General features: G+C 63.9%; 17 protein-coding genes. 11 read left to right on the top strand and 6 right to left on the bottom strand.

What is annotated here, in order from left to right; translation table 11 throughout:
• Window position 1: 1 nt before the first annotated feature.
• On the bottom strand, window positions 2-688 hold the full coding sequence (locus M1D87_RS24700) for a YggS family pyridoxal phosphate-dependent enzyme (RefSeq protein WP_061550317.1): 687 nt from the start codon (window positions 686-688) through the stop codon (window positions 2-4).
• 65 nt (window positions 689-753) lie between these two features.
• Between M1D87_RS24700 and M1D87_RS24695 the strand changes: the two genes are divergently transcribed.
• Complete coding sequence (locus M1D87_RS24695) at window positions 754-1,752, top strand: type IV pilus twitching motility protein PilT (protein ID WP_182328849.1); 999 nt, start codon at window positions 754-756, stop codon at window positions 1,750-1,752.
• A 127-nt stretch (window positions 1,753-1,879) separates the two neighbouring features.
• Here M1D87_RS24695 and M1D87_RS24690 read toward each other — a convergent pair whose 3' ends face one another.
• On the bottom strand, window positions 1,880-2,515 hold the full coding sequence (locus M1D87_RS24690; protein WP_123085557.1) for a C40 family peptidase: 636 nt from the start codon (window positions 2,513-2,515) through the stop codon (window positions 1,880-1,882).
• A gap of 166 nt (window positions 2,516-2,681) precedes the next feature.
• Between M1D87_RS24690 and M1D87_RS24685 the strand changes: the two genes are divergently transcribed.
• Entirely contained in the window at window positions 2,682-3,101 is a 420-nt protein-coding gene (locus M1D87_RS24685) for an NINE protein (RefSeq protein WP_013974614.1), read from the top strand.
• 36 nt (window positions 3,102-3,137) lie between these two features.
• Here M1D87_RS24685 and M1D87_RS24680 read toward each other — a convergent pair whose 3' ends face one another.
• The 3 genes from M1D87_RS24680 to M1D87_RS24670 form a co-directional block, all read right to left on the bottom strand.
• The gene (locus tag M1D87_RS24680; protein WP_003257831.1) at window positions 3,138-3,836 is read right to left on the bottom strand and encodes an SPOR domain-containing protein; all 699 of its coding nucleotides are present in this window, start codon (window positions 3,834-3,836) and stop codon (window positions 3,138-3,140) included.
• 1 nt (window position 3,837) lies between these two features.
• Window positions 3,838-5,574, bottom strand: a complete 1,737-nt coding sequence (gene argS, locus M1D87_RS24675) for an arginine--tRNA ligase (protein ID WP_123085558.1) — start codon at window positions 5,572-5,574, stop codon at window positions 3,838-3,840.
• A 218-nt stretch (window positions 5,575-5,792) separates the two neighbouring features.
• On the bottom strand, window positions 5,793-8,012 hold the full coding sequence (locus M1D87_RS24670; RefSeq protein WP_039612529.1) for a primosomal protein N': 2,220 nt from the start codon (window positions 8,010-8,012) through the stop codon (window positions 5,793-5,795).
• Between the two features lie 167 nt (window positions 8,013-8,179).
• Here M1D87_RS24670 and rpmE point away from each other — a divergent pair, with 167 nt between their 5' ends.
• From rpmE to M1D87_RS24655, 3 genes are all read left to right on the top strand, one after another.
• On the top strand, window positions 8,180-8,395 hold the full coding sequence (gene rpmE / locus M1D87_RS24665; RefSeq protein WP_003257833.1) for a 50S ribosomal protein L31: 216 nt from the start codon (window positions 8,180-8,182) through the stop codon (window positions 8,393-8,395).
• A 2-nt stretch (window positions 8,396-8,397) separates the two neighbouring features.
• Window positions 8,398-9,219, top strand: coding sequence for a thermonuclease family protein (locus M1D87_RS24660; protein ID WP_123085559.1), 822 nt, complete (start codon window positions 8,398-8,400; stop codon window positions 9,217-9,219).
• A gap of 177 nt (window positions 9,220-9,396) precedes the next feature.
• Window positions 9,397-10,665, top strand: a complete 1,269-nt coding sequence (locus M1D87_RS24655) for a malic enzyme-like NAD(P)-binding protein (protein WP_024087853.1) — start codon at window positions 9,397-9,399, stop codon at window positions 10,663-10,665.
• Between the two features lie 190 nt (window positions 10,666-10,855).
• Here the strand turns inward: M1D87_RS24655 and M1D87_RS24650 are convergent, their stop codons facing one another.
• Entirely contained in the window at window positions 10,856-13,306 is a 2,451-nt protein-coding gene (locus tag M1D87_RS24650; protein WP_371264014.1) for a penicillin-binding protein 1A, read from the bottom strand.
• 207 nt (window positions 13,307-13,513) lie between these two features.
• On the opposite strand from M1D87_RS24650, the gene pilM reads away from it, so the two are divergent.
• The 6 genes from pilM to aroB all read left to right on the top strand — a co-directional run bounded on the left by pilM (window position 13,514) and on the right by aroB (window position 18,850).
• The gene (gene pilM / locus M1D87_RS24645; RefSeq protein WP_123085560.1) at window positions 13,514-14,395 is read left to right on the top strand and encodes a type IV pilus biogenesis protein PilM; all 882 of its coding nucleotides are present in this window, start codon (window positions 13,514-13,516) and stop codon (window positions 14,393-14,395) included.
• A complete protein-coding gene (locus M1D87_RS24640) occupies window positions 14,392-14,928 on the top strand; it encodes a PilN domain-containing protein (protein ID WP_123085561.1) in 537 nt (178 codons plus the stop codon). Before pilM ends, M1D87_RS24640 begins: the two co-directional genes overlap by 4 nt.
• A gap of 11 nt (window positions 14,929-14,939) precedes the next feature.
• Window positions 14,940-15,941: a pilus assembly protein PilP gene (locus M1D87_RS24635; RefSeq protein WP_123085587.1), complete on the top strand. Its 1,002-nt coding sequence runs from the start codon at window positions 14,940-14,942 to the stop codon at window positions 15,939-15,941.
• A complete protein-coding gene (locus tag M1D87_RS24630) occupies window positions 15,865-17,133 on the top strand; it encodes a type IV pilus secretin PilQ (RefSeq protein ID WP_123085562.1) in 1,269 nt (422 codons plus the stop codon). The genes M1D87_RS24635 and M1D87_RS24630 overlap by 77 nt, the downstream gene beginning before the upstream one ends.
• Window positions 17,134-17,137: 4 nt before the next feature.
• On the top strand, window positions 17,138-17,656 hold the full coding sequence (aroK, locus tag M1D87_RS24625; RefSeq protein ID WP_015272136.1) for a shikimate kinase AroK: 519 nt from the start codon (window positions 17,138-17,140) through the stop codon (window positions 17,654-17,656).
• Between the two features lie 96 nt (window positions 17,657-17,752).
• Entirely contained in the window at window positions 17,753-18,850 is a 1,098-nt protein-coding gene (gene aroB, locus M1D87_RS24620; protein ID WP_013974602.1) for a 3-dehydroquinate synthase, read from the top strand.
• The last annotated feature ends 7 nt before the right edge of the window (window positions 18,851-18,857 follow it).

The raw sequence follows: 18,857 nt of genomic DNA, 5'->3' as shown, positions 1-18,857 counted from the left end.
ATCAGGGCTGCCCGTAATCGCGGGCACCGAACAGGGCGGTACCGATACGCACCCAGGTCGCACCCTGTGCAATGGCCGCTTCCAGATCGTGGCTCATGCCCATGGACAGGGTGTCCAGACCAAGGCCAAGGCCTTCCTGCAACTGGCGCAGGGTGGCGAAGGCGGCTTCCTGGGCGGCGCGGTCATCAGTGGGTTCGGGAATGGCCATCAGCCCGCGCAGGCGCAGGTTGGGCAGAGCGGCTACCGCTTTGGCCAGGGCCGGCAGGTCGGCAGGGGTGCAGCCGGATTTGCTGTCTTCGCCGCTGACGTTCACCTGCAGGCAGATGTTCAGTGGTGGCAGACCGGCCGGGCGCTGCTCCGAGAGGCGTTGGGCGATTTTCAGGCGGTCCACGGAATGTACCCAGTCGAAATGCTCGGCGATGGCTTTGGTCTTGTTCGACTGGATGGGGCCGATGAAGTGCCAGATCAAGGGCAGGTCGCTGAGTGCCTGCTGCTTTGTCAGCGCTTCCTGTAGGTAGTTTTCCCCGAAATCGCATACGCCAGCGGCGTGGATTTCGCGGATGGCGCTAGCTGGCTTGGTCTTGCTCACGGCCAGCAACTGGACGCTGGCCGGATCACGCCCGGCAGCCTGGGCAGCGCTGGCGATACGGGCGGAAATAGCGGAAAGGTTGTCTGCTAGGGTGGACATGGACTGATGCCGGCGGCTGGAGGGTTTGCGGCATTCTACCTACTTGAAGGCCTTTGGGGAGTCTCATGGATGTGACCGACCTGTTGGCCCGGGCCGTGGATGCGGGGGCTTCCGACCTGCACCTGGCGGCGGGCCAGTTACCGATGTTGCGCCTGGATGGCGAGCTGCAGCGCATGGCCCTGCCGACCTTGGGCCCGGTCGCCTTGATCGAGGGCATGGCACCCATGCTGGATGAAGACCAGCGCCGACAGTGGGCCCAGGGTGATGAGCTGGACCTGGCGCTGGAATTGCCGGCGCTAGGGCGCTTTCGGCTGAATCTGTTTCGCCAGTTGCACGGCCCTGCGGCCACCTTTCGCCTGATCCCGGGGCATATCGCCACGCTCGATGAACTCGACCTGGGCGATGTGTTTCAAGCTGTTGCGCAGTGCCGAGATGGCTTGATCCTCGTCGGTGGGCCGACCGGCAGTGGCAAGTCCAGCACCTTGGCGGCACTGCTCGACCAGCTGAACCGCGATCGTGCTCTGCATATCATCACCCTTGAGGACCCTGTCGAAGTTATCCACAGCAGCCAGCGCAGCCTGGTCAACCAGCGTGAGGTCGGCCGCCATTGCGGTGGGTTCGCCCAGGGGCTGCGCAGTGCCCTGCGCCAGGACCCGGATGTGATCATGATCGGTGAGCTGCGCGACCTGGAAACCATTCGCCTGGCCTTGCGTGCGGCTGAGACCGGGCACCTGGTACTGGCGACCGTGCATACGCGTTCGGCGGTGAGCAGTGTTGACCGGTTGGTGGAGGTGTTCGCTGCCGAAGAGAAGCCGTTGGTGCGGGCGATGCTGGCCGAGTCGTTGCGCCTGGTGGTAGCGCAGGTGCTGGTCAGGCGCGCGGGCGGAGGGCGGGTTGCTGCGCGGGAAGTGCTAGTGGTGACGCCAGCGGTGCGTAACCTGGTTCGGGAAGGGCGGATGGCGCAGTTGTGTTCGGTGATGCAGGCGGGTGGTGCGGACGGGATGCGGACGATGGAGGGGGCGATGCGAGGGTTGAAGGAGAGGGGGCTGATCAGCGATCTATAGTGCCTGTGCTGGCCCTTTCGCGGGTAAACCCGCTCCCACATGGATAACACAGCCTTCGAATGCTGTGGTGTACCTGTGGGAGCGGGTTTACCCGCGAAGAGGCCCGGACAGGATAGCGCCGATCAGATCAGCGCTTGGCCAGGCTCAGTTGCTGCTGTTCTTTCGGCAGCACTCGCTTGGCCACCACGTAATGCTTCTGCCAGTAAGGCTTGCTCAGGGTGTCGATGCTTACCCGCTTGCCACGGCGTGGAGCATGGATGAAGCGGTCGTTGCCCAGGTAGATGGCAACGTGGTTCACCCGACGGCTCTTGATGTTGAAGAAGATCAGGTCGCCTGGCTTCAGGTCACCCTTGGCCACCTTGATGCCGTGGCCCTGGGCCATGGCATTGGAGGTGCGCGGCAGGTCGACGTCGGCGACGTCGTTGAAGGCGTATTTGACCAGCCCGCTGCAGTCGAAGCCTTTCTTCGGGCTGCTGCCGCCCCAGACATAAGGGGTGCCGAGCACATTCACCGCACGGCTGAGCACATCGCTGCTCTGCTTCGGCGACATGGCGGCGACTGGCACACCGGGCACGCTGCGGCTGTTGGCGGCATTGCTTGGGCGGGTGCGCAGCGCGGTCTGCTTGACTGGTGCGTGTCTTACCGAGGCATTGGTGGTGTAGCCGGTAAAACCATTGGGAAGACGTTGCTCACGATTGGTGGCGTGGGCGGCCAGGGGCAATAATAGGCAGAGGGTCAGCCATGTCTTGAGTAAAGGCGGCATAGATGAAGCTCTTATGAATAGTTATGTGTTGGGCGCGCAACTTTATAACAGCTTTTTGATCAATCTTTGATCCGTTGGTCGATTGTCCAGGTGCCGTACGTCGGCCTGCGACAAGAAAGTCACATTTTTTCTTAGAAAATTTTCGGATAACCCACGGGGGCTATGAATGAACAGTTATCAACAGGGGGCGCCGTTTCACGACACCCACAGCAAGACCATTGGCTACCTGCTATGGATTTTCGGCTTTACCGGGTCGCATCGTTTCTATTACGGCAAGCCCGTAACCGGCACCATCTGGTTCTTCACCCTGGGCCTGCTGGGCATCGGCTGGTTGATCGACCTGTTCCTGATCCCGTCCATGGACCGTGAAGCCGACCTCAGGTTCCAGTCCGGGCGCATTGACTACAACATCGCCTGGATCCTGCTGACCTTCCTCGGGGTGTTTGGTCTGCACCGGCTGTATCAGGGCAAGTGGATCACCGCGATCATCTACTTCTTTACCGGCGGGCTGTTTCTGGTGGGGGTGCTGTATGACTTCTGGACGCTGAACAGCCAGGTTTCCGAGCGGAATGCGGGGCGGGGTTGAGGACACAGGGGGCGCAAAGCGCCCCCGAATTCCAGGTTACTGACGGGTCTGCCGCTGTTGCAGCAGCAGGTTGCTGAAACCTGCTCCGGCCAGCTGCTTCTGTGCCCCGGTCAGCTGCTCGCGGTTGCTGAACGGGCCCACTAGCACGCGGTACCAGGTTTCGTCCTTGACCGTGCCCGACTCTACCTTTACCGACTGCCCCAGCAGGATGATCTGCGCGCGCACCTTGTCAGCATCGGCCTGCTTGCGGAACGAGCCGGCCTGCAGGAAGAACTGGGTGGTCGCCGCCGGCTTGATGACTGGCGGTGCCGGTGGCGGTGTCTGGCCCATCAATGCTGCCTGGGCTCGCGCCGTGTCGATCTTTGCCGCTTCGGCTGGCGTCACCGGGGTCACCGGCTGGGCCGGGACGGGTGGTGTCTTCTCTGGCACGGCCTCCGGCGGCACGATCACCTCGGACTCCGGCAGCAGCGTGTAGAAGTCGTACTTCGGCTTCACAGGCTGCTGCGGAGTGGGCTGCGCCGACTTGCCGGCTTCGGCCACTTTGTCCGCTTTCTGCTGCTCCGGCTTGGTGCGCTTGATGTCTTCGCCACCAGGCTCGAGCTTCATCAGGAACACGATGAACGCGCCTACGGTCAGGCCGACCGCCAGCCATACCCAACCGGGAATCGGCTGCTTGGCCGGCGCCGTCTGGCGGCTGGCGCCGCGTTTGGGTGCAGGTTTTTTCTTGGCAGCCAACTTACATGCGCTCCAGGGTTTCCAGGCCGAGCAGTTCCAGACCTTGCTTGAGGGTGCGGCCGGTCAGGGCCGCCAGGCGCAGGCGGCTCTGCTGCTGCTGCGGGGTTTCGGCGGCAAGGATAGGGCAGTTCTCGTAGAAGCTGGAGAACAGGCCGGCCAGGTCGTACAGGTAGCTGCACAGCACGTGCGGCGTACCCTTGTCGGCGACGTTGTTGAGGATTTCGCCAAACTGCGCCAGGCGCGCGGCCAGGTCCTGCTCGTGGGCAGCCAGCAGCACGATGTTGCCATCGACTTCATCGAAGCCTTTGCCCAGTTTGCGGAATACGCCGGCCACGCGGGTGTAGGCGTACAGCAGGTAAGGCGCGGTGTTGCCTTCGAAGTTGAGCATCAGCTCGAAGTTGAAGCTGTAGTCGCTGGTGCGGTGCTTGGACAGGTCGGCGTACTTCACAGCGCCGATGCCAACCACTTCACCGATGTGGCGCAGTTCTTCGTCGGCCAGGCTCGGGTTCTTTTCCTTGACCAGCGCGTAGGCGCGCTCCTTGGCCTCGGTGAGCAGGTCGATCAGCTTCACGGTACCGCCGTCACGGGTCTTGAACGGGCGGCCATCGGCACCGTTCATGGTGCCGAAGCCCATGTGCTCCATCTGCATCGGGTGGCCGACGAAGCCTGCGCGTCGTGCAACTTCGAACACCTGGTTGAAGTGCAGGGCCTGGCGCTGGTCGACGAAGTACAGGGCGCGGTCCGCCTTGAGCACGTTGCTGCGGTAGCGCACGGCGGCCAGGTCGGTGGTGGCGTACAGGTAGCCGCCGTCGGCCTTCTGCACGATCACCGGCAGTGGTTCGCCTTCGCTGTTCTTGAATTCGTCGAGGAACACGCACTGGGCGCCCTGGTCTTCGACCAGCAGCCCCTTGGCCTTGAGGTCGGCGACCACGTTGGCCAGGTCGTCGTTGTAGGCGCTTTCACCCATCACGTCGGCCATGGTCAGCTTGACGTTGAGCAGCTCGTAGGTCTTCTGGCAGTGCGACAGCGAAATGTCCTTGAAGCGCGTCCACAGGGCCATGCAGTCCGGGTCGCCGGCCTGCAGCTTGACCACCAGGCCACGGGCACGGGTGGCGAACTCTTCGGATTCGTCGAAGCGCTTCTTGGCGGCGCGGTAGAAGTTTTCCAGGTCCGACAGCTCGTCGCTGGTGATCGGGTTTTCTTCCAGGTAGGCCAGCAGCATGCCGAACTGGGTGCCCCAGTCGCCCACGTGGTTCTGGCGGATCACGTCATCGCCGAGGAACTCCAGCACGCGCGCCACGCTGTCACCGATGATGGTCGAACGCAGGTGGCCGACGTGCATTTCCTTGGCCAGGTTGGGTGCCGACATGTCGATCACAACCTTTTGCGCAGGGCCGGCCTTGCGCGCGCCCAGGTGGGCGTCGGCCAGTGCGGCATCCAGGCGGTTGGCCAGGGCGTCGGTGTTCTGGAAGAAGTTAAGGAAGCCGGGGCCGGCGATTTCGACCTTGCTGATGTCGGCGCTGGCCGGCAGGGCATTGATCAGTTTCTCGGCCAGGTCCCGCGGCTTCATGCCGGCCGGCTTGGCCAGCATCATGGCGATGTTGCTGGCGAAGTCGCCATGGGTCTTGTCCCGGGCGTTTTCCACCTGGATCGCCGGCGACAGCCCTTCAGGCAGCACACCGTCGGTGACGAGTTGGGTGAGGGCTTGCTGGATCAGCTGGCGAATGGTGTCTTTCATGGGGATCTCTTTTCGACCGCAAGCGCGGTGGAGCGCTTGGATGCGCAGGTGGAAAAACTGGGCATTATCCGTGGCTGGGGGCGGGTTGCCAACCTTTGGGGTGCAACCATCAAGGGTTCCATGTTGTGTTCGAGGGCCTCATCGCCGGCAGGCCAGCTCCCACAGAAAGGTGCGCGCAACCTGTGGGAGCTGGCTTGCCGGCGATGAGGCCGGTCGATTCAGTACAGGTCTACCGGGTCGACATCCAGCGACCACCGCACCTGGCGCCCGCTCGGCATCTGCTCCAACACTAGCAACCAGGCGCTGATCAGTCGATGCAAAGGCGCCCGCGTATTGGCCTGTATCAACAGTTGTGCGCGGAAGCGCCCGGCGCGGCGCTCCATCGGTGCTGGCACCGGCCCCAGCAGCTCGATGCCGGGCAGGCGCTGTTCGGCCACCAGGCGCTCGGCGGCGGCGCAGGCCTCGTCGAGGAAACCTTCGGCCTGTCCGGGCTTGTGCGCTTCGGCGCGCAGCAGCGCCAGGTGCGAGTAAGGCGGCAGCCCGGCGGCGCGGCGTTCGTCCAGGGCCTGCTCGGCGAAGGCGAAGTAGCCCTGCTCGGTAAGCTGCACCAGCAGTGGATGGTCGGCCAGGTGGGTCTGGATGATGACCTTGCCGGGCTCTTCGGCCCGCCCGGCCCGCCCGGCGACCTGCACGATCAACTGTGCCATGCGTTCGCTGGCACGGAAGTCGCCGGAGAACAGCCCGCCATCGGCATCGAGGATGGCCACCAGGGTCACCCGCGGGAAGTGGTGGCCCTTGGCGAGCATCTGGGTGCCGACAAGGATGCTCGGCTGGCCGCGCTGGATGGTGCTGAACAGGTTGTGCATGGCGTCCTTGCGCGCGGTGCTGTCGCGGTCCACACGCAGGATCGGGTAATCCGGGAACAGCACTTTCAGGCGCTCCTCGGCGCGCTCGGTGCCGGCGCCGACCGGGCGCAGGTCAACGTGGTTGCACTGCGGGCACTGCTGCGGCAGGCGCTCGTCATAGCCGCAATGGTGGCAGCGCAGCACGCCGGAGCGCTGGTGCACGGTCATGCGTGCATCGCAGCGTGGGCATTCGGACAGCCAGCCGCAATCATGGCACAGCAAGGTCGGGGCGAAACCGCGGCGATTGAGGAATACCAGCACTTGCTGGCCTGCCTCCAGGGTTTGGCGGATGGCCTGCTGAAGTGGGCCGCTGATACCGCTGTCCAGCGGCAGGCTCTTCACATCCAGGCGCAGCATGCGTGGCGGGCGGGCACCGCCGGCGCGCTGGTTCATGCGCAGCAGGCGGTAGCGACCGGTCAGGGCGTTGTGCAGGGTTTCCAGCGATGGCGTGGCGGAACCGAGCAGGATCGGGACGTTTTCCTGGTGGGCGCGCACCAGTGCCAGGTCGCGGGCGTGGTAGCGCAGGCCTTCCTGCTGTTTATAGGAGCCGTCGTGCTCCTCGTCGATGATGATCAGGCCGGGGTTCTTCATCGGCGTGAACAGTGCCGAGCGGGTGCCGATGATGATGTCGGCCTCGCCGTCCCGGGCTGCCAGCCAGGCATCCAGGCGTTCGCGGTCGTTCACCGCCGAATGCAGCAGGGCGATGCGGGCGTTGAAGCGCTGCTCGAAGCGGGCCAGGGTCTGCGGGCCGAGGTTGATCTCCGGGATCAGCACCAGGGCCTGCTTGCCGGCTTCCAGTGTTTCGCGGATCAGTTGCAGGTACACCTCGGTCTTGCCGCTGCCGGTGACACCGGCCAGCAGGAAGGCGCCAAAGCCGCCAAAGCCTTCGCGCACGGCGTCGAAGGCATCGCGTTGCTCTTCGTTGAGCGGTAGTTCCGGCTGTGCCAGCCAGTGTTCGTGGCGCAGTGCCGGCAGATGGCGGCGGACCTCGATCTGCACCAGGTCCTTGGCCAGCAGCAGGTCCAGGCTGTCCTTGTTCAGATTGAGCTTGGCCAGGAGGCTATGGGCCACGCCGTGCGGGTGCTGGGCCAGGGTCTTGAGGGCATCGCGCTGGCGCGGTGCGCGGGCGATGCGCGGGTCTTCCAGGCGGGCGCCGGGGGCGACGTGCCAGAAGCGCTCCTGACGCATCTCGGCGGGTTCGCCCTGGCGCAGCAGGGTCGGCAAGGCCCAGCTCAGCGTGTCCCCCAGACTGTGCTGGTAGTACTGGGCGGTCCACAAGCACAACTTGAACAGCGACGGCGGGATCGGTGATACCGGGTCGAGCAGGGCGCTGGCCGGCTTGAGCTTGTCGGCGGGCACTTCGCTTTGCTCGCACACCTCCACCAGCACCCCGATCATTTCGCGGCGGCCGAATGGCACGCGAATGCGCATGCCCGGAGTCAAGGCCTGGCGCGCCATGCTTGCCGGCGCCTTGTAGTCGAACAGGCGACGCAGCGGGGAGGGCAGGGCAAGGCGCAGGATGACGTCGGACACGCGGAAAGTCTCGGAGGGCGTTTCAAAGACTGGCGAGCCTAGCAGACGACGGTCGGTGCAAGCGACAACTTGCGTTGGCGTGATGCTCTGGTATTATTCGCCGCCTAATTACGTGCGGTATTCAACAATTGGTGTTGGGTGGCGGCACGCAGCTCGAGGAAGTGACCATGAAAGCAGATATTCATCCGAACTACGAAGTAGTTGCAGTCACCTGCAGCTGCGGCAACAAGTTTGAAACCCGTTCGACCCTGGGCAGCACCCTGGCGATCGACGTTTGCAACCTGTGCCACCCGTTCTACACCGGTAAGCAGAAAGTCCTGGACACCGGTGGTCGCGTACAGAAGTTCGCCGATCGCTTCGGTATGTTCGGTACCAAGAAGTAATCATGCGCATGGCGAACCCCTCGGGTTTCGCATTGCTGCAAAAAAAGGCGCCCCTTGTGGGCGCCTTTTTTATGGGCATCCTCTGGCATTTCCCGGCCCTGGCGTTCTGCCCGCTACCAGGCAGCCCTCAGCAGGTGGCGGTGCGCCAGGTGGTCGATGGCGATACCTTGCGCCTGGTCGATGGCCGCAGCGTGCGATTGATCGGCATCAATGCCCCGGAAATTGGCCGTAACGGGCGCGCCAGCGAGCCCTATGCCGAGGCTGCCAGGCAGCGTTTGCAGGCCTTGGTCAAGGCCAGCGATGGGCGTGTCGGGCTGGAGCCGGGCGTCGAGTCCAAGGACAAATACGGCCGCACGCTGGCGCATATCTACGGCCGCAATGGCGACAATATCGAAGCACAGCTGCTCAGCGAGGGCTTGGGCTATCGCGTCGCGGTTGCCCCCAATGTGCGCCTCAGCGCTTGCCAGCAGCTTGCCGAGCAGGCTGCGCGCAAGGCTGGCTCCGGGCTGTGGCGTCGTTCGCCGGTTGTGCGTGCCGGGGCTGTCCGGCAGTCGGGTTTCGCGGTCATTGCGGGCCGCATCGAAGGCGTGGAGCGCAACCGTGGCGGGGTCTGGCTGAACCTGGACGGTGCGGTGGTGCTGCAGGTTCCCGCTCGTCTACAACGCAACTTCCCCGCCAGCTTCTTCGATAACCTCAAGGGACGTCAGGTCGAGGCGCGTGGCTGGGTGCTGGATCGTTCCCGCAAGGGCGGCCTCAAGCCCGGGCAGCGACGCTGGCTGTTGCCGTTGACCGATCCGAGCATGTTGGAGCGCATTTCAGGCTAAAAGATGTAGACATTTCGCTATTGGATTGTACACACTGTTAGGCGTATGCCCCGTGGGTTATAGCGTAAAGTCGTAGGCTAAAGGCCTTGACACAAGTGACCGACCAGTCTTGTGGCTCCCCGGCTCTTTGCGTATCCTCGGCGGTCCGTCAGAACAGTAAATAGCGGAATGCCCACCATGTCAGACCTGAAAACCGCCGCTCTCGAATATCACGCTCAACCTCGTCCGGGGAAACTGAGCGTCGAACTTTCCAAGCCCACAGCCACCGCCCGTGACCTCGCCCTGGCCTACAGCCCAGGTGTTGCTGAGCCCGTGCGTGAAATCGGCCGTGATCCAGAGCTGGCTTACAAATACACCGGCAAAGGCAACCTGGTTGCGGTGATTTCCGATGGCACCGCCATCCTCGGTCTGGGTGACCTCGGCCCACTGGCTTCCAAGCCGGTCATGGAAGGCAAGGGTGTTCTGTTCAAGCGTTTCGCCGGTATCGACGTGTTCGACATCGAAGTGGAGTCGGAAAGCCCGCAGGCGTTCATCGACACCGTTCGCCGCATCTCGATCACCTTCGGTGGCATCAACCTCGAAGACATCAAGGCGCCTGAGTGCTTTGAAATCGAGCGCACCCTGATCGAACAGTGCGACATCCCGGTATTCCACGATGACCAGCACGGTACCGCCATCGTGACCGCGGCCGGCATGATCAACGCCCTGGAAATCGCCGGCAAGAAGCTGGAAGACGCCAAGATCGTCTGCCTGGGTGCCGGCGCTGCCGCCATCTCCTGCATGAAGCTGCTGGTAAGCATGGGTGCCAAGGTCGAAAACATCTACATGATCGACCGCAGCGGCGTGATCCACGCTGGCCGTGACGACCTGAACCAGTACAAGGCGCAGTTCGCCCACGCCACCGACAAGCGCACCCTGGCTGACGCCCTCGACGGTGCCGACGTGTTCGTAGGCCTGTCCGGCCCGAACCTGCTGAGCGCCGAAGGCCTGAAGTCGATGGCTGCCAACCCGATCGTGTTCGCCTGCTCGAACCCGGACCCGGAAATCTCGCCAGAGCTGGCGCACGCCACTCGCAGCGACGTGATCATGGCTACCGGTCGTTCCGACTACCCGAACCAGGTCAACAACGTACTGGGCTTCCCGTTCATCTTCCGTGGTGCCCTGGACGTTCGCGCCAAGCGCATCAACGAAGAAATGAAAATCGCCGCCGCCATCGCCCTGAAAGATCTGGCCAAACTGCCAGTGCCGAAGGAAGTGTGCGACGCCTACGGCGTACAGGCTCTGGAATTTGGTCGTGAGTACATCATTCCGAAGCCGTTGGACGCACGCCTGATCACCGTCGTTTCCGACGCTGTGGCCAAGGCCGCCATCGAATCCGGCGTGGCAACTCTGCCGTATCCGAAGCACTACCCGCTGACCAGCGTGGATGACGTGTTCAAAGGCTGATTGCTGCCTGGCGACACAAAAAAGCCCCGGCTCGTATGAGCCGGGGCTTTTTTGTTTGCCGGTGGGGTTGGCGCGGCCTTTGTGGGAGCGGGCGTGCCCGCGAAGAATCCAACGCGGAGGCTGGCACCGGCTACGCCGGTGTTCGCGGGCATGCCCGCTCCCACAGGGTCGGTGTTGCCTTCGAGGGCTCTTAGAACAGATCCATCGGCGCCGCTTCATCCGCCGGCAACGGGCTGCCTGGCGCCGCGCCAGTGCCCAGTTCGTCCACCGACGGCGGCGAGTCCTCGGCCTTGAACAGCTCGAAGTAGGCATTCGGCGTGCTCGGCGAAGCGGCACGGCCGCTGACCGGGTCGACGCGCAGGCTGAGGATGCCTTCCGGCTCCGCCGGCGCATGCTCAGGCTTGTCCTTGAGTGCCGCGCCCATGAAACTCATCCAGATAGGCAGTGCCGCCGTGCCGCCGTATTCGCGGCGCCCAAGGGTTTCGGGCTGGTCGAAGCCGACCCACACGGTGGTCACGTAATCGGCATTGTAGCCAGAGAACCAGGCGTCCTTGGACTCGTTGGTGGTACCGGTCTTGCCTGCCAGGTCGGTGCGGCCCAGGGCCAGCGCCCGGCGGCCGGTGCCGCGCTTGATCACATCCTGCAGCATGCTGGTGAGGATGTAGGTGGTGCGACCGTCGATGATCCGCTCGGCCACGGCCGGCGCCTGCGGTGCAGAAGCCACCTGGCTGAAGGCAGCGGGTGCCTCGCCAGGCATGGCGGTTGTGCTGATCGGCTGTTCGGGCGCGGCCACACCCGCCTGGTCCTCGGTACCTTGCGGTACCCGAGCCGGGTTGGCGGTGAACAGCGTCTCGCCGCTGCGGCTTTCGATGCGTTCGATCAGATACGGGGTGATCTTGTACCCGCCGTTGGCAAAAGTACTCCAGCCTGTGGCGATTTCCATAGGGGTCAGGGTGGCGGTGCCCAGTGCCAGCGACAGGTTGCGTGGCAGGTCCTGCTTGTTGAAGCCGAACTTGGCGATGTAGTCGATGGTGCGGTCTACGCCCATGGCCTGCAGCAGGCGGATCGACACCAGGTTGCGCGACTTGTACAGCGCTTCGCGCATGCGGATCGGGCCAAGGAAGGTATTGGTGTCGTTCTTCGGTCGCCAGACTTTGTCCAGGTACTCGTCGACGAACACGATTGGTGCATCGTTGACCAGGCTGGATGCGGTGTAGCCACTGTCCAGTGCGGCGCTGTAGATGAACGGCTTGAAGCTCGAGCCCGGCTGACGCTTGGCCTGCATGGCGCGGTTGTAGTTGCTCTGCTCGAACGAGAAACCGCCGACCAGGGCGCGGATGGCGCCGTTGTAAGGGTCGAGGGTGACCAGCGCACTCTGCGCGCCAGGTACCTGGCTGAACTTGAACTTGCCATCCTCGAGGCGCTGCACGCGCACCAGGTCGCCAACCTGAGCCACATCTGCCGGTGACTGCGGCGCACGGCCCTGGGAGTTGCTGTTGATGAACGGGCGCGCCCATTTCATGGTGTCCCAGGCCACCTGCTCTTCCTGGCCGCTGCGGGTCAGGACCTTGAGGCCGGTTTTTTCGACCTGGGTGACGATGGCCGGCTCCAGGCCGCCAAGGCTGCGCTGCTTGCCCAGTTCCTGCAGCCAGGCTGCCTGGGTGCGGCCCGGGAAGCGTGCTTCGGGGCCGCGGTAGCCGTGGCGCTCATCGTAGTCGGAGAGGCCGTTGAGGATGGCCTTGTTGGCCATTTCCTGCATGTCGCTGGGTACCGTGGTAGTGACGCGGAAACCTTCGGTGTAGGCGTCGCTGCCGTAGCGGCCGACCATTTCGGCGCGGGCCATTTCGGCGATGTAAGGTGCATTCACCTCGGGCGTGGGCACGTGGTAGCTGGCGTTGAGCGGTTCGGCCAGGGCCGCCTGGTAACTGGCTTCGTCGATCTTGCCCAGCTTGTACATGCGGCCGAGGATCCAGTCGCGGCGCTCTTTGGCGCGTACGGGGTTGGCCAGCGGGTTGAAGCGCGAGGGTGCCTTGGGCAGGCCGGCGATCATCGCCATCTGCGCCAGGCTCACGTCGCGGATCGACTTGCCGTAGTACACCTGCGCGGCGGCATCGATACCGTAGGCGCGGTTGCCCAGGTAGATCTTGTTCACGTACAGCTCGAGGATCTCGTCCTTGGTCAGCTCACGCTCGATCTGCAGGGCCAGCAGGATTTCGTTGGTCTTGCGCGAGAAGCTGCGCTCGCTGGTGAGGAAGAAGTTCTTCGCCACCTGCATGGTGATGGTACTGCCGCCGGTCTGGATATGGCCGGTTTTCACCAACTGGGTCGCGGCGCGCATCAGGCTGCTGGGGTCGACACCGTAGTGATTGAGGAAGTTGTCGTCCTCGGCCGACAGAAGCGCCTGGATGAATTGTGGGGGAATTTCCTCGAAGCGGATCGGTGAGCGACGCATTTCGCCGAACTCGGCAATCAGCTTGCCGTCGCTGCTGTACACCCTGAGGGGGATCTGCAACTGGATGCTTCTGAGCGACTCGACCGAGGGCAGGTTGGGGCTAAGATACAGAAACGCACCGCTCACACCGAGTACGAGCGCGCAGATGACTGCGACGGAAGACCACCAGAAGAACTTCAGCAGACGTATCAAGGCTTTTCGGTGTCCAGGTTGGGAGTGGATTGCACGCAGGTCCGGCGGACCAAAAAACGCTGGGCATTATAAGCATTTTTTCGCCTCTCCGGGTTACCGGCCAGGCTGCCCGTCGCCTCGATGGGCAGGCGCGGCCTAGTGCTGACGCGGGGTTGGGGCAGGTAGCCGCGAAGGATGGCGGCGACAGACAACAAGGATGCCACGATGCTAGGACGCTTCGGCAAGGATGCCGGTTCACTTGTGGGGGTGGAAATTGCCCCTGACTCCGTTCGGATTGTGCAACTGCAGCGGCGTAACCGGCGCTGCCGGGTGCTTGCCTCGGTACAAGAGCCGTTCGAATCATTGGCTGGCAGTGATTGGGCGGCAGAGCCTGGCGCCGTGGCGGCTGCCTTGAGGCGCGCCTACAGGCGCAGCGGCCTCAGACAGCGCCGGGTCGCGCTGGCACTGCCGGGTAACCAGGTGATCTGCAAGCTTTGCCACCTGCCAGTGGAACAGGGCGGTGCAGAAGTGGAGGCGCAGCTGCTGGCTGACGCCGAACGGCTATTTCCATTTCCGCTGGAAGACCTGGCCCTGGATTTTCAGGTCCTGGGAGGTTCTCGCGTCCAGCCAGGCTGCGCCGAGGTGATGGTGGCGGCATGTCGGCAGAGCGCACTGGCGCCACTTGAAGGCATCGTCGAGGAGGCAGGGCTGCAACTGGAGGCCGTGGAGGTCGACAGCATTGCCTTGGGGCGCATGCTGCCGCAGGGCCGGCACCAGAGTTCGGCGTTGCTGCGTATCGAGGCGCACAGCACCATCCTTTATGGTTGGCATTCGGGGCAGCCGCAGCAACGGCGTGAGCTGAGCCTGGGGCTGTCGACGATAACCGGGGCGCTGCCAGAGCGCCTGCTGGCCTTGCTCGCCGGTGAGCCTTTGCCGGAATGCCTGTTGATTGCCAGCTGTTCTCCGGTCGAAGCGGGCCAGTTGCAAAGCCTCGGCTCCCAGCTGAACCTTCCGTGTCGCCAGGTGCCTGACCTGGCGCGCCTGGAACGCGTCGATGGTGCGATGATTCTGGCTTGCGCCCTGGCTCTCGGAGGATTGCGTCGATGATACGGCTGAACCTTCTGCCCTGGCGCGAACGGCAGCGCCAAGCCGCGTTGCGGTCTTTCCGCAGGCAACTGGTCGCCGGCGCTCTACTGGCCCTGTGTGGCGTGATGTTGGTCGACCAGCTGGCCCGCCAGCGCGGGGAGCAGCAGGCGCTGGCCAATACCCGGCACCAGGCAGCCCTTGAGGTGTTGGGCGAGCAGTTGCAGCCGCTGGCCGATGTTCATGCGCAGCATGAGGCGCTGCTGGCACGCGCGGCGGCGCTGGAGGCACTGCGCGCCCACCAGGATGTGCTGGCCGGGGTGTTCGCTGACCTCGAGCGGGCGTTGCCGGTGGGTGTGCAACTGCTCGACCTCAGCCTGGAAGATGGCAATTTGCAGATGACCGGGCTGGCCAAGTCAGGTGCCGTGGTCGCGCAGTTCATGCGTGACCTGAGCCGCTCGAGTGCGCTGGTCGGTCTGGAGCTCAAGCGCATCAGGAGCCTGCCAGGCGGCGATGAATTCCTGCTGGGGGCGCGCGTTTCGGCGTTCTGGTCGTGAATGCTGCGCAGGTGCTCGGCTGGCTGGCCATGGCCGAGAGCTCCAGCCGCTTCAGGCAGCTGGCGCCAGTGCTGGTGGCCTTGGCGTTGTTCGGCCTGGGCTGTGCCATACGTCTGCCTGCAGCGCTGCAACAGCAGGCGCAGGAGGAGGCCCGGCACGCCGAGTTGCACGAACAACATTCAGCCGGCGCGGTGCAGCTGGCCGAGTTGGAGCAACTCCACGCGTCGGTAACCATCGCCGAGCAACGCTTGCGCGAGGCGCACTGGCACCTGGCGGCCGGTGAGGGCATGAGTGACCTTCTCGAACGTCTGGCGGCTTCGGGGCACGCGCATGGCTTGCTGATCGAGCGCTTCGACGTTCATGAAGACGAACAGCAGGCCGGTTTCCGCCAGGTGCCGCTGGAGCTACAGGTGGTGGGGCGATACGCGGCATTGCGCCAGTGGCTGGGTGACTGGTTGGGCCAGGCGCGTGTTTTGCGTAGTGGTGACCTGCAACTGGCTCCAGCAGATGGCAAGCCTGGGCTGCTGCGCCTGCAGTTGCGGGTTGATGCCTATCAGGCGCTGGCGCCTGTGTCGCAGCCTGCGATGCTTGCGCGCATGCCTGCCAGGAGTGGGACGGCAGCGCCCGCAGTCGACCCGTTTGCGTCTGGAGCGACGCGCTTGGCGGGCGACGGGTTGGCCGGCGTGCCTTTGGCGCAACTGGAGATGGTCGGCAGCCTGTCACGTGGAGCGGAACACGAAGCACTGCTGATGGCGGCGGGCAGGCTCTATCGCGTACGCCCTGGGGACCGGGTCGGGCGTGACCAGGGGGTGGTGGCGAGAGTTGATCAATCCCAGGTCGAAGTACGCGAACGGCTGTTCATGGCAGGGGGGTGGCATGAACGCACGGCGTTCATCACGCTGGCAAAGCACCTGGGCAAGGAGGCCCCGGATGACGATGAAAAGATTGATGAAATGGATGCTGGCAGCCCTGCTGCCGTTCCCGCTGGCGTCGGCAATGCCTTATCAGGGTGAACCACTGTCGCTGAACTTCCAGGATGTGGAAGTGCGCTCGGTGCTGCAGGTGCTGGCTGACTATGCCGGTGTCAACCTGGTTGCCAGCGATGCCGTGCAGGGTAGCGTCACCTTGCGCCTTGAGGATGTTCCATGGGACCAGGCGCTGGATCTGGTGCTGCGCAGCAAGGGCTTGGCCCGGCGACAGGAGGGCAATGTGCTGTTGGTGGCGCCCGCGGCGGAGTTTGCCGCGCAGTCTGTCGATGCCCATGTGGGCCAGGCGCTGGATGCACAGTTGCAGCCGTTGCGTCGGGAGCTGTTACCCATTCATCACGCCAAGGCCGCCGAGCTGGCAGAGCTGCTGCTGGCGAGCCTGGCGGATGACGGCATCCTCACAGGTCGGGGCAGCCTCGGTGTCGATGAGCGCACCAATACGCTGGTGGTGCACCAGCCGGCAGACCGCCTTGCCGAACTGAGGCAACTGGTGGCGCAGCTGGATGTGCCGGTGCGTCAGGTGGCGATCGAGGCACGTATCGTCGAGGCCAACGTCGATTACGAGAAAAGCCTGGGGGTGCGCTGGGGTGGGCCGCTGTATGTCGAGAGCCCGCGCCCGGGCAAGGATCTGTTCGTCGATCTCGGGGTGGAGCGGGTGGGCGGCAGCATCGGCCTGGGCCTGCTGCGTGGCGATGTGCTGCTCGACCTGGAACTCAGTGCCATGGAAAAGAGCGGCAACGGCGAAATCATCTCGCAGCCCAAGGTGGTCACGGCCGACAAGGAAACGGCCAGGATCCTCAAAGGTACCGAGGTGCCGTACCAGGAAACCAGCAAGAGCGGCGCCACCTCGGTAGCGTTCCGCGAAGCCTCGTTGTCGCTGGAAGTGACCCCGCAGATCACCCCGGACAACAAGGTGATCATGACCGTCAGGGTGACCAAGGACGAGCCGGATTACGTCAATGCCTTGAACAACGTACCGCCGATCCGCAAGAACGAGGTCAATGCCAAGGTTCGCGTGACGGACGGAGAAACGATCGTGATCGGTGGCGTGTACTCGACTTCGCAAAACAATGTGGTCGACAAGGTGCCATTTTTCGGCGATCTGCCGTATGTTGGGCGGCTGTTTCGACGCGATGCATTACAAGAGAAAAAATCCGAGCTGCTGGTCTTCCTGACTCCGCGTATCATGAGTGACCAGGCGATTGCTGTGAGTCGTTGATTCTGTGCGAAATTTGATACTTGTGGGGCCCATGGGAGCTGGTAAAAGCACCATCGGACGCCTATTGGCCAAAGAGCTGCGCCTGCTGTTCAAGGATTCCGACAAGGAAATCGAACTGCGATGCGGCGCCAACATCCCGTGGATTTTCGACAAGGAAGGCGAGCCGGGTTTCCGTGACCGCGAGCAGGCGATGATCGCCGAGCTGTGCGCACTCGACGGCGTGGTCCTGGCGACCGGCGGTGGCGCGGTAATGCGTGAAGCCAACCGCAAGGCCCTGCACCAGGGTGGCCGGGTGATCTATCTGCATGCTTCGGTCGAACAGCAGGTTGGTCGCACCGCGCGTGATCGCAATCGCCCCCTGTTGCGCACCGCCAATCCCGAGGCGACCTTGCGCGCCCTGCTGGAAGCCCGCGACCCGCTCTACCGCGAGATCGCCGACCTGGTGGTAGAAACCGACGAGCGGCCGCCACGCATGGTGGTGATCGATATTCTCGAGCGCTTGCAGCAGTTGCCGCCCCGTTAGCCCGGGACTATTCTCGGCCACCAGCGCCGAGGCGAGGTTCAACGTAACCGCGTAGGTGCCCGAGCGGCGCCGCGCACAAGTACATTGTGGGGATACATGCAGACACTAAAGGTCGACCTGGGCGAGCGTAGCTACCCGATCTACATTGGCGAAGGCCTGCTGGACCAGCCTGAGTTGCTGGCGCCGCACATTGCCGGGCGGCAGGTTGCCATTGTTTCCAACGAGACCGTCGCGCCCCTGTATCTCGAACGCCTGAGCAAGACCCTGGGGGCCTATTCGGTGCTGCCAGTGGTATTGCCCGATGGCGAAGCCCACAAGAACTGGGAAACCCTGCAGCTGATCTTCGATGGCCTGTTGACTGCACGGCACGACCGCCGCACCACCGTGGTTGCCCTGGGTGGCGGCGTGATCGGTGACATGGCCGGCTTCGCTGCCGCCTGCTACCAGCGCGGCGTCGACTTCATCCAGGTGCCGACCACTTTGCTGTCCCAGGTCGACTCCTCGGTCGGCGGCAAGACCGGCATCAACCACCCGTTGGGCAAGAACATGGTCGGTGCCTTCTACCAGCCCAATGCGGTGCTGATCGACACCACCAGCCTCAAGACCCTGCCGTCGCGCGAGCTGTCCGCAGGCCTGGCCGAAGTGATCAAGTACGGACTGATCTGCGACAAACCGTTCCTCGCCTGGCTCGAGGACAATATGCAGGCACTGCGTGCCCTCGACCCGGTGGCGCTGACCGAAGCCATCCGCCGCTCCTGCGCGGCCAAGGCCGCGGTGGTGGGTGCCGACGAGCGCGAGTCTGGCGTGCGCGCCACGCTGAACCTGGGGCACACCTTCGGGCATGCTATCGAGACCCACATGGGTTACGGCGTGTGGCTGCACGGCGAAGCCGTGGCGGCGGGCACGGTGATGGCTCTGGAGATGTCCATGCGCCTTGGCTGGATCGACCAGGCCGAGCGCGATCGCGGAATCCGCCTGTTGCAGGACGCAGGCTTGCCGGTGGTGCCACCACAGGAGATGACCCCGGCGCATTTCATGGAGCACATGGCGGTCGACAAGAAAGTGCTCGACGGCCGACTGCGTCTGGTGCTGCTGCGCCAGATGGGCGAGGCCGTGGTGACCGACGACTATCCGAAAGAGATTCTACAGGCCACGTTGTCGGCGGATTACCGCGCGATCGTGGCCCAGCTTTGAGGTTGTG

It is taken from the genome of Pseudomonas sp. SA233, assembly GCF_054792385.1.
The sequence above is the reverse complement of the archived record's forward strand: the minus strand, read 5'-3'. Positions and strand labels throughout refer to the sequence as shown.